Annotated in this window: 12 protein-coding genes; 4 read left to right on the top strand and 8 right to left on the bottom strand. The window is 42.2% G+C overall.

Features of this window, described 5'->3' with window-relative positions; translation table 11 throughout:
- Positions 1-180: 180 nt before the first annotated feature.
- The gene (locus AC6CIB_RS13300) at positions 181-1,431 is read right to left on the bottom strand and encodes an ATP-grasp domain-containing protein (protein WP_498281346.1); all 1,251 of its coding nucleotides are present in this window, start codon (positions 1,429-1,431) and stop codon (positions 181-183) included.
- 416 nt (positions 1,432-1,847) lie between these two features.
- On the opposite strand from AC6CIB_RS13300, the gene AC6CIB_RS13295 reads away from it, so the two are divergent.
- Both AC6CIB_RS13295 and AC6CIB_RS13290 read left to right on the top strand, forming a co-directional pair.
- Positions 1,848-3,050 carry an ATP-grasp domain-containing protein gene (locus tag AC6CIB_RS13295; protein ID WP_498281344.1) on the top strand — a complete coding sequence of 401 codons (1,203 nt, stop codon included), beginning with the start codon at positions 1,848-1,850 and terminating at the stop codon, positions 3,048-3,050.
- Between the two features lie 81 nt (positions 3,051-3,131).
- Positions 3,132-3,620, top strand: coding sequence for a CotY/CotZ family spore coat protein (locus tag AC6CIB_RS13290; RefSeq protein WP_498281342.1), 489 nt, complete (start codon positions 3,132-3,134; stop codon positions 3,618-3,620).
- 89 nt (positions 3,621-3,709) lie between these two features.
- On the opposite strand, the gene AC6CIB_RS13285 is transcribed toward AC6CIB_RS13290, so the two are convergent.
- The 5 genes from AC6CIB_RS13285 to AC6CIB_RS13265 form a co-directional block, all read right to left on the bottom strand.
- A complete protein-coding gene (locus AC6CIB_RS13285) occupies positions 3,710-4,531 on the bottom strand; it encodes a Cof-type HAD-IIB family hydrolase (protein ID WP_498281340.1) in 822 nt (273 codons plus the stop codon).
- A gap of 237 nt (positions 4,532-4,768) precedes the next feature.
- Positions 4,769-6,226 carry a glycoside hydrolase family 32 protein gene (locus AC6CIB_RS13280; RefSeq protein WP_498281338.1) on the bottom strand — a complete coding sequence of 486 codons (1,458 nt, stop codon included), beginning with the start codon at positions 6,224-6,226 and terminating at the stop codon, positions 4,769-4,771.
- Positions 6,223-7,182: a carbohydrate kinase family protein gene (locus AC6CIB_RS13275; protein WP_498281336.1), complete on the bottom strand. Its 960-nt coding sequence runs from the start codon at positions 7,180-7,182 to the stop codon at positions 6,223-6,225. Before AC6CIB_RS13275 ends, AC6CIB_RS13280 begins: the two co-directional genes overlap by 4 nt.
- Before the next feature lie 87 nt (positions 7,183-7,269).
- Positions 7,270-8,643, bottom strand: a complete 1,374-nt coding sequence (locus tag AC6CIB_RS13270) for a sucrose-specific PTS transporter subunit IIBC (RefSeq protein ID WP_498281334.1) — start codon at positions 8,641-8,643, stop codon at positions 7,270-7,272.
- Positions 8,644-8,840: 197 nt separating this feature from the next.
- Positions 8,841-9,665, bottom strand: a complete 825-nt coding sequence (locus AC6CIB_RS13265) for a PRD domain-containing protein (RefSeq protein ID WP_498281332.1) — start codon at positions 9,663-9,665, stop codon at positions 8,841-8,843.
- Between the two features lie 146 nt (positions 9,666-9,811).
- Between AC6CIB_RS13265 and AC6CIB_RS13260 the strand changes: the two genes are divergently transcribed.
- Both AC6CIB_RS13260 and AC6CIB_RS13255 read left to right on the top strand, forming a co-directional pair.
- Positions 9,812-10,045, top strand: a complete 234-nt coding sequence (locus tag AC6CIB_RS13260) for a DUF3953 domain-containing protein (RefSeq protein WP_498281330.1) — start codon at positions 9,812-9,814, stop codon at positions 10,043-10,045.
- A 53-nt stretch (positions 10,046-10,098) separates the two neighbouring features.
- Entirely contained in the window at positions 10,099-10,842 is a 744-nt protein-coding gene (locus AC6CIB_RS13255; RefSeq protein WP_498281328.1) for an SIS domain-containing protein, read from the top strand.
- Positions 10,843-10,887: 45 nt separating this feature from the next.
- Here AC6CIB_RS13255 and AC6CIB_RS13250 read toward each other — a convergent pair whose 3' ends face one another.
- Together AC6CIB_RS13250 and nagE are read right to left on the bottom strand one after the other, a co-directional pair.
- Complete coding sequence (locus tag AC6CIB_RS13250) at positions 10,888-11,613, bottom strand: GntR family transcriptional regulator (protein WP_498281327.1); 726 nt, start codon at positions 11,611-11,613, stop codon at positions 10,888-10,890.
- A gap of 139 nt (positions 11,614-11,752) precedes the next feature.
- Positions 11,753-13,135 carry an N-acetylglucosamine-specific PTS transporter subunit IIBC gene (gene nagE, locus AC6CIB_RS13245; protein WP_498281325.1) on the bottom strand — a complete coding sequence of 461 codons (1,383 nt, stop codon included), beginning with the start codon at positions 13,133-13,135 and terminating at the stop codon, positions 11,753-11,755.
- Positions 13,136-13,160: the final 25 nt, after the last annotated feature.

Genomic DNA, 13,160 nt, shown 5'->3' with positions numbered 1-13,160 from the left:
CCCGAATAAAACAGCCGTATACCCGATTGAAAAAAATCATAAGCGCGAAGAAATTATAGCTAAAATGAAACGCCTTGTTTCAAGCCGAAAAAGCTTAAACAAGGCGCTTTTATTTACTGGGTAAACCTATTTTTGACCGGAACGTGAAAAAGGGAGGAAAATGGACACCCTCCCTTTTTCTTATTTAATGACCCTTGTAATTTTTTCCCTTGGAGACTCTTCAATCCAAAACTGAATTTCCGATGCTGCCTTCTTCGCGTTCGCCTCAGCTTCTATTGCTGTATTTCCAACAGCGGTTACATATGCATATCGGTGTCCCATGGACAACGGCGGTGTAATCACTGATCCTTTACGGGGCTTGACGTAAACCTCTACAACACCTTGGGAAACAAGGGCTTTATTTTTTCCTGTGACTTTCTTCAGCGTCCCTTTTTTTTCCACAGTCACGTATTGCATGTATACATTCTTTTGAAACTTAGGCGTTAAATCCGGATCTTTTCCCAGCGCCATTTTCAACATTTCTTCGACCAGATTGATTCCATAGGCTGCTTTGATCATATTGTTCATTCCGGCACCTGAGATACGCGCATTTATTTCAATCAACTTCCACTGATTTCCTTTGCGGCGAAGCTCCAAATGACAAGGGCCGGTCTCGAGCCCATGCTTTGAAACGATCTCTTTTATCGCTTTCATCAGGCCATTAGAGAATTTCACCCCTTGATTCAGTAATAATTTATAACCCATCACGATAAAGCGTCGAGTATATTGAATATCCTGTTTGATCACGGCCATAATATGAACCTTCCCTTTGTGAACCACCACTTCCACCAGATACTGAGGTTCCGGGAGGTATTCCTCTATTAATATCGGCTGATTTTTATAAAGGGTAGTCAACGTATTATACCGCTTCCGATACTCTAATAGATTTCCAACCTTGTACACATCTTTTGAACCCGTAGAATGGGGGGATTTCATGACCAGAGGAAACTTATTCTTAATTTTCGGTTCTAATGCCTCACTTTCCTCCTTTGTTGCAACCGTCCAATATGCTGGAGTTATCAATGAGTTCTTCAGCAGTTCCCGTGATTGAATTTTATTTTGAATGTTTTTCATTCCTTCAGTTGAAAAATGATTTAAATTAAATTGATCAGCAAGTGTACATGCTGTGTAGCTATGCGGATCGACATAGCTCACAATAGCGGAAACTTCTATCCCTTTCAAAATCAGGGCTTTTACTTCCTTTTGCAGTACATTCATATCACTGAGATCACATAATTTCATGAAATGAACATCGGGAAATTCCTCCCGCTTTGCCACAAAGTTAGGTCTTTCAGTGAACAGGACGGTATAAAATCCAAGTCTGTCTGCCGTCTTAATTGCTTCCCTGCTTGAACCTGACTTAGTCGTTTCTATAAAAATGATAGACTTCATTCAAGGTACGCTCCTTCATTTATATTCTCTTTCAAAGCTCAATTGGGTACGAGCATTGCATTACTGTACAGTTTATTCTGTTGATACTAGGGGGGTGTAGGCTAATTCAATGATGATCCCCCTAAATATTTTATGTATGTGAAAGGCTTCTTCCCTCCTATTCACCTTATGCTCGCAGGGGCTGATCACGGCTTCCATTTTTGACAGAAGCCTAGCAAATTCCCTTCCAATCATCAATGGCTTCCATTAACATAGGTAACCGGCGAAAAGCTATCATTTCCCTAAGAGACTCTCTGTATAATCTTTTGTCGAGGTTCGTCCAATTATCTGTTTTCACCTTTAGTTGCCCATACTTATCAAAAAACAGCTCATATACTGAGTAGAGACTAAACACATAAAGGAGCTGCTTTTTCCCCATGAATAAATACATCATCTATATAGGTACAAACCAATCAGGCTCCTCACGGGACGGTATTAAAGCAGGAAAAAAAATGGGCTACTCTACTATTCTATTTACTAACAGCAGGAAATTTATAAGAGAAAGAGAACTCTTTCACGATGTCGACGAAATGTACGAAGTAGATTTAAGGCATGAAGAAGCAATCAAGAGAGAAATTTCTATACTTCAGCAGAAAGGAAAGAAAATAGCGTGCATCATTAGTTTTCTCGATTCTTACGTTTATGTAGCGGCCCGACTTTCTAATGAATTCTGTGGAACTGAAATTTCCTTAGAACCGATTGCTGATTGTATGGATAAAACAGTGCTCCGAACGAAACTGACAGGAAAAGAATATTCTTCCGATTTCATTAAAATGGAGCCTCCCTTTTCTAAAGAGGGTGTAAAGACCTTTTCCTATCCTATTGTATTAAAATCACCGATTTCTAACGGGTCAAAAGATGTCCTCCTTATTCGTAATGAGGATGAGTTGTCATCAGGCATAAAAAAATTAAAACGTAAAAAACCTCCAAGCCTTCTTGTAGAAGAATACTTAGAGGGACCTCAATACTTAATCGAAGTGGTAATCAAAGAACGCAAGCCCGTGATTACAGTGGTCATCAAACAGCAAATCAACTATCATAAACGATTCATTGTCACCGGATATAGTGTTTCACCCATATACCATTACCCGGTACTAGTCAGAAAGGTTGGAGAGATTGTTAATGACCTGGGGTTTGTTAACGGAAGCTGTCATTTAGAAATGCGGCTGGTAAAGAATAAATGGAAACTCATTGAAGTCAACCCCCGAATCTCCGGGGGAGCAATGAACAAAATGATAGAAGAAGCATATGGACTGAGCATAGTGGAAGAAACGTTAGGGGTATATCTTAGTAAACCTCACCATAGCGAACGCAAATGGGAAAAACATATCTACACCTACTACATGACAGTCAACAAGACTGGCAAGCTGTTAAAAGTGATTGGCAAAAACATGGCAGAAGAACAAGAAGGTATCATTGAAGTATATATAAAACCAAAAAAAGGAAAAACACTTCGCCCTCCAACCTCCATGGGACATCGTTACGGGTATGTAATGGCGAGCGGTGAATCCGTGCAGGAATCAGAGAGACGTGCAAAAGATGCCTCTAAAGGCATTCAATTTTTTTTAGAAACAATCTAAACCATTATATATGCACTACACCACTTTTACAGACAAAAATACACTAATGATTAGAGACAGGTGAAAGGAGGATTTGAGGCGATGATTTGTCATCACGAAAGCTGTATATGCGAAATCCTGAATGAATTATTACTGGAACAATTTCAATTGGCTACTCAAAAATTTACGTTCATTTGTGAGTACGACAAGGTAGACACCATTCCATTTATTATATATACAAAGGAAGATAGCGAGCCGTTTCGAGCACAATTACACTCCAACTGCACCATATTCTTTAAGATCATCGATATCGATGATGGCTGTGCAACACTGCGGTTACTGGCCGGAATGGATATAGACGGATACATTACCGACGATGTCGATGAGTTATTTGCCCTTTATCAAACCGACAAATGTATCAGCATTAACTGCAACTGTTTTCTCGGAATTCAGCCCCTTCCTCCGAAATTCGTCAACCGGAAACTTCCGGATATCGATCGGGTAGGCTCTAAAGGAAGCGGTTCAAGTGGAGAGCGGGGCATGGGTCCTGAATATGGTTCGGAGTTTGATCGGGAGTGCGATCATAAGTAGGGGTTGGGGTTGAATCTGATTTTTGGGTTTGGCTCTTTTTATGGGGTGACTTGAGCCCAAAGCAAAGACTCCAACCACCCCTATATCCCTTAAATGCGGGACAATCTGTTCAATACAAACTTCTCAACTACTTCTGCTACGCCATCTTCCATATTAGAAGCTGTTACAAAATCTGCCTTTTCTCTAATATCTCCCGGAGCATTTCCCATTGCGACGCCAAGACCGGCGAATTCAATCATGGCAAGGTCGTTATAGCTGTCTCCGATGGCGATGACCTCTTCCGCTTTAATGCCCATTGGCTTGATCAGGTAGTCAAGGCTTGCCCCTTTCGTCACGCCCAGCTGCGTAAATTCCAGGAAGTATGGTTTAGAGCGCATTACACTCAGTTCACCTTCCAGTTCAGTTTGAAGTTTTTTCTCGACCTCTACCAAACGAATGGCTTCTTTTAACATGAGTGCCTTTACAACAGGCTCGTTAATAGCCTCTTTAAAGCTTGGAACGACCTTTACAGGCAGCCCTGTTAATTCACTTTCAATAGAAGCAAATTCATTTGGTTCTTCTACAACAATCGCATCATTAGCATATGTCAGAATGCCAACGCCTTCCCGTTTACTCAAATCATATAGGCGATGAACGGTTTCAGCTGATAGTGTTCGACTGTATTTCTCTTCGTTTGTCTTGCAATCTATTATTTTCGATCCATTGAAAGAAAGAATATAGCTTCCGTACTGATCCAGCTTCAGTTCTCTTGCAACCCACCTCATTCCAAATGTCGGGCGGCCGGATGCCAGAACAACTTTCACTCCTGCTTCCTGTGCTTGAAGTAAAGCATCTTTTGTACGCCCCGAAATTGTTTGGTCATCTCGTAATAACGTATCATCTAAGTCTAGTACAATCATTTTATAATTCATCATGAAAAATCCTTTCAGGAAATCCAATTTATATTATCTTACTATAACATCTATCTATTATTAAGAGGCTCTTTTCTTAAAGATTTTTGTTATTTTAGAGAAGAAAATAGTAGTTGATTTCCGCTACAGGATGCTCGCTTTCAATTGACAGAGCCTTGGCAGAGCTTATGTAAAAAATAACAATCTTTGCGAAAAGAGCGTAGTAAGAAAAAGAAAATAGACCACCAAAACGGCGGTCTATTTTAAGTTTACATGGTCCAGATCCCATTTTCTAATGGTAAATCGAGCCTGATTTGAAGCTCCGAAACGTACAGTATCGTTTTTTGGTGATGGATAGAATCGGGCTGTAAACGTTTCTTCTCCTTCATTTATAAATACTTCAATGGAAGAAGTGTCAACAAACAGTCTTAATGAATTCAAATTCATCACTTTACATTGCCGCTTCTCTACCACTCCATTAACGTAGCTTTTTCGCTCAAGAGTCACCACTTGTTCCCCGGTAGAATAGACGAGTCTTACACCATCTCCAATGGAAAGGTCAAACCATCCTTCAGAAAGAGACAGATCCCCGATCTCCAATTCAAACGCTTTTCCGTTTACACCATTGAGTTCTCGGCTTTCTTTATCCAATTCAACCTCGTGTTCTATAGCTTCTCCGGCTCTTAAATCCCGCAATTCTTCAAGAGGAACCTGTCTCACCTTATCGTTCACAAGCTTCATCTCCCGAGGCAAGGTCATCGTATGAAGCCATTTATGTTCAATGGTAAGATGATCCTGTTCATTTTGATCAGGTACACTCATCCAGGCAAATAGAATACGGCGTCCCTTGTCGTCGACTGTCGTTTGTGGAGCATAGAAGTCAAAGCCGCGGTCCAATTCTTCGAAATCCCCATGTTCAAACGTTCCTGCAGCTGAATCAAAGTGTCCGGCAACATAGCCTGCCTGATACACATTCTGATACTTCATTCCAACACCTTCGATTCCCTGCGGAGAGAAAACAAGGATGTCCTGATCTCCCAACTTAAAAAGGTCAGGACATTCAAACATATAACCGAAGTCAGCAAGCTTGCCCCCGCCTCCACCTGCAAGGACACCCCGATACTCCCAATCAATTAGATTCTCCGATTGCAACAAAGCGACAGCCCCTTTTAACTCTGTTGTCTGTGCGCCTACGACCATAAAATACGTTCCATCCTGTTCCCACACCTTGGGATCGCGGAAATGGGCTGTAAATCCTTCCGGTAAGTGAACGACGGGACCTTTTTTGTCAAAATGAATGCTGTCTTCCGAAAGAGCTAAGCACTGATAGGATTCCCGATTCCCTTCCTCGTCCTTCACATTCCCTGTATAGTACGCATAGATTTTCCCGTCATGCTCAATGGCACTTCCGGAATAACAACCGTTTTTCTCAAACCATTCCGATGGAGTGAGGGCGATTTCTTCATGGTTCCAGTTGACTAAATCCTTTGAAGAGTAATGACCCCAGAACTTTGCACCATGTCCGGTTTTAAATGGCATCCACTGGTAATACAAATGATAGACCCCTTTGAATTGGATAAATCCGTTCGGGTCATTCAGCAATCCCACAGGAGGCATGAGGTGATAATGAAGACGGTAGGGGTCTTTCTCTACGACATTTTTGTGTTTTTTAATTTCCTCATATGCTTCTTTTCGCAGCTGTTCATCTTTTGTCATCGTCCTTCACCCTTCTCTAGATGATGGTTTATTTCTTCTAGAGTAGGAAGAGCGGTCATCGCCCCTTTTGTTGAGGCAGCAAGTGCACCGGATACGGCTGCAAATTGAGCCATGCGGGCTGCTTCTTCTATTGATAAGGATGCAACATTCCCTTTGTATTCATGAAGAGAATAGAGAATCCCAGATACAAACGCATCCCCGGCCCCCGTTGTATCCACTGATTTCACCTTCATGGCAGGTATATACTGACGAGCATCTCCTACGTAAACATAGCTTCCTTCTGCCCCCATCGTAATAATCAAGAAAGGAATATTGTATGATTTTAGTTTCGCTACCCCTGCTTCAATCTCTTCTTCACCAGTAATAAATTCGAGTTCTTCCTCAGAAATTTTCAAAACATCCGCTTCAGAAAGCATGCTCTTAATCGTTTCTCGGGCATTTCCCTCAGAATCCCATAATCCTAATCGTAAATTCGGATCATACGAAACCAATAAACCATTCTCTTTCGCTACTTTCACAGCATGATGCGTCGCTTCCTTCGCTGGAGAGCTGATCATAGAGATGGAACCAAAATGAAGGATTTTATGGGAAACGAAATCCTCTTCGTCTATATCATTCACTTGGAGAAATCGGTCCGCACTCGGATCAATATAAAAGTCAAAGCTGCGCTCTCCGTCTTCTCCGTTCGTTACAAATACCACTCCCGTACGGACATCAGGAGATAAAAGCATTTGATTGGTCCGAACACCATATTCCTGAAGGGTATCTTGCAGGAAATTTCCTAATACATCCTCTCCCACTTTTCCTAAAAAGGTAGACCTCGCGCCTAATCTAGCCAGTCCAACAGCCACATTGGCAGGAGCTCCTCCGGGACTTTTTTGAAAGGTAGTATTTTGTTCGTCTAAAGGGATGAAGTCTATCAGTGCTTCACCCAGTGAGATAATTCCCTGTTTCATATCGAGTTCCTCCTCGTTCCATTCGGTTCTACTTTAAATATAGCAAATCCTTACTAGTCAGGTGACTAGTAAGGATAAAGATTCTATTTATTTTGTTTCTTCTTTCCAACCCAGTAATAAGGTTGCTACAAATGCTCCTGTTACAGCGATGACAAATCCGATTCCATAATTAAGTGGGTCTTGAGCGATCGCAAACATCGGAATACCCGTTAGTCCTATTCCGTTGGCCATCACTTGAGTGAATACCACGTAAGCTCCTCCAAGTGCTCCACCGATGGCTGCTCCAATAAATGGGCGGCGATGCTTTAAGTTAACCCCGAAGATAGCCGGTTCTGTAATTCCCAGGAAAGCAGAAACGGCTGCCGGTACGGCAATTTCCTTCGTTTTCTTGTTTTTCGTTTTAAAGAAGACGGCGAGGGTTGCCCCACCTTGTGCAACGTTGGCCATCGCCCAAATTGGCAGCAAATAGTTTCCGCCGATGTTTGATAACAGCTCAGCCTCGATGGCATGAAAGCTGTGATGAACACCGGTTAATACGATTGTTGAATACAATCCACCAAAGATCAGTCCGGCTATCGGACCAGCTGTGTTGTAGACAACATCCAGAACCGTTGTGATTCCGTTACCGAGAATTCTTCCAAGTGGTCCAACGATAAGCAGGGCGGTAAATCCTGTGAAGATGACCGTCAAGAATGGTGTCACCAATAAATCAACGGTATTCGGTACAATTTTGCGTAAGCCTTTTTCAATCTTTGCCATTAAGTAAACGGTTAAAAGTACTGGAATAACCGTACCTTGGTATCCGAGCATTTCTACGCCAAATCCGAAGAAATCAAGGGTTGATGGCTGTGCATCAGCAAGACCCCATGGATTTAATAATGAGGGGTGGGTCATGATCCCCCCGATAACAGCACCTAAGTAACCATTCGCCCCAAATTCCTTCGCTGCACTCATCCCGATTAAGATCGGTAAAATGATAAAGGCTGCAGAAGAGAACATGTCCAACATCACGAATAGACCGCTTTCAGGATCGACCCATTTATACGTTCTTATCAGGCCAAGGAGCCCCATTAACATCCCAGCCGCTACGATTGCCGGGATGATGGGTACAAATATGTTTGACAGTGTACGGGCAAAACGGGCAAATGGGTTCATCTTCCGTTTTGCTGCATTGCTGTGAGACTCACCCGTTGGTGACTTATCTTCAACTGATGCTCCAACAAGAGGGCCGAAATGTTCAAATACTTTGTTTACATTCCCTGTCCCGAATATTATCTGGAACTGACCGGAGCTTGAGAATGCCCCTTTCACACCATCCAATTCCTCGATGGCACCTTTATCTATCTGACTTTCGTCGTCAATCACAAGACGCAGACGCGTCGCACAATGAGTGGCACTTACCACATTATTCTTGCCGCCCAATAACGGGACAAGCTGTTCTGCAACTTCACGATAATTCATCCTGAATCCCTCCTATTTTTTCAAAAATATCAATAAAAAAAGACCTAGTACCCTTAAGAGGATAGAGGTAGGTCAAAGAGAGACGCTTACCATTATCGTCTTAAAGATTCTAGGTCTTGCCTGCATGATCAGTAACAATCCTACTGTATGAAATTGATGAGTTTATTCTACAATATGAAAACGTTACCGTCAACCATTTACTTTAAGAGGCGTTGAATATGCAGAGCGATATACGCAACCTCTGAAGGCGGGAAACGAGTGCTGTATTCTTCTTGCAGATATTTTGTGATTCCCTTTGAGCACTCGTAAGCCCTTTTGTATTTCATCTGAATGAGTTCAAGCATGTCTTCATCGATAGGATCAAACTGGTCTCCCTGCTCAATCCGATTTAGCGCAAAACGGAGATGGGTGATCAATCGTTGATAGTTGATGCTCGACTCTTCTACTTCTATGGAAAGAATCGACTCTACCTGCTCGACAAAATCTCTCAGGATCGTTGCATGCTTCAACGATTCGCTCATTGACGGAGCATCCATCTTCGCCGTATGAATATGAAGAGCAATATGTGCCGCCTCATCATCAGGAATTTCGATACCGAGTTTCTGCCTGATCTCTTCTTTTGCCCACACCCCGACTTCATATTCCTTTTTATAAAGCAGCTTGATTTCGTTTAAGAGCTTATTTTGGATGGGAATTCCTTGCTGCAGTCTTTCAAGTGCAAAGGAAAGGTGATCCGTCAGTGCGATATGAATATGATCGCTAAGAGGGGCATTTAAATGTCCCTCTGCATAGCTGATGATGTTTTCAGCGATATCAATATGTTCCTCCGGCAAGGTAGCCAGTAGCTGCTGGAATTTCTCGGAGGATTGCTCATGAAGGACAAAAATCTTTTCAATTTTGTTCTTGGGGATGATATCATTTCGCTTCTTCTGAAAGGCAATCCCGCTCCCCATCACAATTTTCTCCTGCGGCCCGTCCACCACTACAACAGCATTGTTGTTTAAAATTCTAAAAATACGCATAGATGTCCTCCGTACAGTTCATTACTCCTTATGTTACCATGATTTAGCGTAAAGATAACATGTAAAGTGTGTAGAGCAAAGATTTTCAAATAAGAGTGGAAATAAATGTTATTATAGTCTTATCTAAAGAGTCAGGAGTGAATTTCATGCTGTTCAAGTTAAGAATCCTTTTTTCCACAATCGCTATCACTTTTGCCCTGTACGGTTTATTAAGTGATAATCCACCTGAGTTCATTACGACCATCATGTTTCTTTCTTTAGGAGCCACGCTTTTAGTTATGGGACTTTCAGAGTTACAGACAAAAAGAAAGTCTTCAGCCTATTTATCATTTATTGCAGCAGCATTTGTCGGATTTGTCAGTATTTATTCCCTCTTCTAAGGCGTTCATAAAAAATATGATATGCTGAAAGAAAAAAAGAAAGCGGGAAAAAAATGATTTCTACATACTTTGAAAAAATCCAGGAAAAGTTACATGTTGTTCAAACCAATGAAGCTGAAAAAATGGCAGAACTTGCTCAAAAGATTTCTTCTTCCATTCAAGAGGGTGGCATCATCCAGCTCTTCGGATGCGGTCACTCTCACATCCTCGGAGAAGAAGTATTCTACAGAGCAGGTGGACTGGTTCCGATCAACCCGATTTTGATAGAGCCACTCATGCTTCATGAAGGAGCCGTACGATCTTCTCAGTTAGAAAGAGCAAAAGGGTATGCGAGTGAGTTTATGAATGCGCAAGATATTCAGCCTCATGATGTGGTGATGGTTTTCTCCACATCAGGAAAAAATCCCGTTCCCATCGAGGTAGCTCTTCATGCGAAAGAAAGGGGCGCTTATGTTGTGTCCATCAGTTCCTTTGATTACGTGAAGAAGGAAACGTCCCGACATCCCAGTGGAAAATTTCTGAGTGAAGTAGTTGATCTTGCCATAAATAATCACTCTGTTATAGGTGATGCAGTACTGACTGATCCAAGAGTGTCTGTTCCATTCTCTCCATCTTCAACTGTCATCGGAGCGGCGATATTGAACAGCGTCATGGCAGGTGCCATTGAAAACATGGTAGTAGACGGATTTGAGCCGCCTATCTTCATCAGCGGAAACGTGGATGGGGCAGATGGTCATAACAAAGACTTAATCGAAAAATATCGTAAGCGTATTCCCCTGTTAACAAAAGGATTATAGAGAAAAAGAGTAGGAGCCCTTTATATAATAGGGTTCCTACTCTTTTCACAGTCTGTCCAAGTTGATTTTAAATTTATATTTATCAGCTCGATAAATCGATCGTACCAACTCAAAAGGGGTACCGTCTTCCAGAAATGAATCCCGTTGGATGAGCAGAACCGGCTCCCCGCTCTTCACCTTTAGATGCTTCGTATCCTCTTCCGTTACAATTGCCGCTTCCACTGATTGCGTGGCATGACTGATGTGAAGGTTCAGCTCGCTTTCAATATAATGGTACAGTGATCTTTCCAATATTTCCTGGTTCAAACCAGGCAGCAGCTTTACTGGAATAAAACTTGTTTCCAGTGCCATCGGTTCACCATTCGCGAGACGGATTCGCTTCATTGTGTACACAAGCTCTTCTTCCTCTAACGAAAGAAGTTCCTGAATATCGTCTACGACCGGAGAAATTTCGAAATGCAGTAACTTATTCCCGGGCTCCAATCCGCGACTCTTCATGTCTTCACTGAAGCTTGTTAATCCTTGGAGGCTTTGTTCAATTTTCCGATGGGAGACGAATGTCCCACGCCCTTTTTCTCTATATAACACATTTTTATTCACAAGATTGGTAATCGCCTGTCTCACGGTCATCCTGCTGATTTTAAACGATTCAGCAAGCTCCCTCTCAGACGGAAGGGCATCACCCGGTTTTAGCTCTTCAGACTGTATTAAATGTTTAAGGTGTTCTTCTAACTGATAATACAAAGGAAGAGGAGAATTTTTATTTACCACGAACGCTTCTCCTTTCGATACAATGATTTATATTTTATTTTATAATATACACCATGTTTATAACAGACAATTATCCGATGTCTATATGAAAGTGGCAGACGGGTTTTGCCAAATACGACAAACCCGTCTGCCCCCTCCTTTATTTTAACTTTCTCAACTCATCTGCAACAAATTCCACATCGGTCCCTACTATGACTTGAAGGTTTTTATTGTTCACCTTCATCACACCTTTAGCCCCATGTGCTTTTAACGCTTTTTCATCTACCAGTGTGACATCATTGATTTGTAATCGTAATCGTGTGGCACAGTTGTCGATAACGGCCAGGTTTTCTTTTCCACCAAGATCTTTCAGAAAATGTGTGGCCATTGTTTCATATTTACTATTTCCGCCTGAGTTCTCATCTGCTACTACCACATCTTCATCATCTTCACGACCTGGTGTCTTCAAATTGAACTTCTTGATCAAGAAAGTGAATACGAGGAAGTAGATGATTCCATAAAGAATACCTACTCCTAATAACAGCCAAGGTTTTTGACCGATATTGAAGTTCAAGATGTAATCAAAGGCACCTGCTGAGAAACCAAAACCGTGGTGGATGCCAAGCACGTATGTGATGACCATGGAACTTGCTGTTAATACAGCATGTATTCCATAAAGAACAGGAGATAAGAACATGAAACTGAATTCAATTGGCTCGGTGATCCCTGTTAAGAATGAAGTGACGGCTAACCCGATTAACATTCCCGATACATTGGCACGTAAATGCTTTTTCGCTGTCACAATCATCGCAAGACACGCTGCAGGGAGGCCGAACATCATGATCGGGAAGAATCCAGTTTGGAACGTTCCAGCTGTCGGATCCTTCGCAAAGAAACGTGGAATATCTCCCTTCACAATTTCTCCTGCTGCATCTTTAAATGTTCCAAATTCAAACCATACAAGTGTATTCAACACGTGATGCAGCCCGACTGGAATCAAGAGACGATTCAGTAGGCCGAACACACCGACTCCCGTGGCTCCGGCACCGATGATCCATTCACCAATGGAATTGATCCCACTCTGGATTGGTGGCCAGATGATTCCAAATATCCCTGCGAGTACAACCATGGACGCAGCGGTTACGATCGGAACGAAACGTCTGCCCCCGAAGAAGCCCAGCCAGGCCGGAAGTTTAATATCATTGAAACGGTTATATAATAAACCTGCCACGACCCCGGATATGATCCCGCCAAAAATCGCCATGTTGGAATCCGGATCAAGGGCTTTTAACCCGCCCGTTAATACCAGGTAACCAATGGCTCCGGCTAATCCAGCCGTACCATTTCCATCTTTCGAAAATCCGATTGCCACTCCGATGGCAAAGATTAAGGCTAAGTTTTTAAATATGGCATCTCCTGCTTCGGACATGAACGCGATTCCTAATAAGTCATCCTGACCTAAGCGCAGCAATAATGCAGCTGCAGGAAGCACAGCGATTGGAAGCATGAGCGATTTACCGATTCGTTGTAAGAAACCTAACATTTTATTCTCTCCTTTTATTTCATGT

The organism is Rossellomorea sp. GQ25 (assembly GCF_059758515.1).
Note: the sequence above shows the minus strand (reverse complement) of the source record. Positions and strands in the feature narration are given on the sequence as shown.

Excerpts from the sequence above, each read along its gene's own strand:
- AC6CIB_RS13260 (WP_498281330.1), top strand. The coding sequence starts at position 9,812 with ATGCTGTTCAAGTTAAGAATCCTTTTTTCCACAATCGCTATCACTTTT.
- AC6CIB_RS13265 (WP_498281332.1), bottom strand. The coding sequence starts at position 9,665 with ATGCGTATTTTTAGAATTTTAAACAACAATGCTGTTGTAGTGGTGGAC.
- AC6CIB_RS13290 (WP_498281342.1), top strand. The coding sequence starts at position 3,132 with ATGATTTGTCATCACGAAAGCTGTATATGCGAAATCCTGAATGAATTA.
- nagE (WP_498281325.1), bottom strand. The coding sequence starts at position 13,135 with ATGTTAGGTTTCTTACAACGAATCGGTAAATCGCTCATGCTTCCAATC.
- AC6CIB_RS13300 (WP_498281346.1), bottom strand. The coding sequence starts at position 1,431 with ATGAAGTCTATCATTTTTATAGAAACGACTAAGTCAGGTTCAAGCAGG.
- AC6CIB_RS13280 (WP_498281338.1), bottom strand. The coding sequence starts at position 6,226 with ATGACAAAAGATGAACAGCTGCGAAAAGAAGCATATGAGGAAATTAAA.
- AC6CIB_RS13295 (WP_498281344.1), top strand. The coding sequence starts at position 1,848 with ATGAATAAATACATCATCTATATAGGTACAAACCAATCAGGCTCCTCA.
- AC6CIB_RS13255 (WP_498281328.1), top strand. The coding sequence starts at position 10,099 with ATGATTTCTACATACTTTGAAAAAATCCAGGAAAAGTTACATGTTGTT.
- AC6CIB_RS13275 (WP_498281336.1), bottom strand. The coding sequence starts at position 7,182 with ATGAAACAGGGAATTATCTCACTGGGTGAAGCACTGATAGACTTCATC.
- AC6CIB_RS13285 (WP_498281340.1), bottom strand. The coding sequence starts at position 4,531 with ATGAATTATAAAATGATTGTACTAGACTTAGATGATACGTTATTACGA.
- AC6CIB_RS13270 (WP_498281334.1), bottom strand. The coding sequence starts at position 8,643 with ATGAATTATCGTGAAGTTGCAGAACAGCTTGTCCCGTTATTGGGCGGC.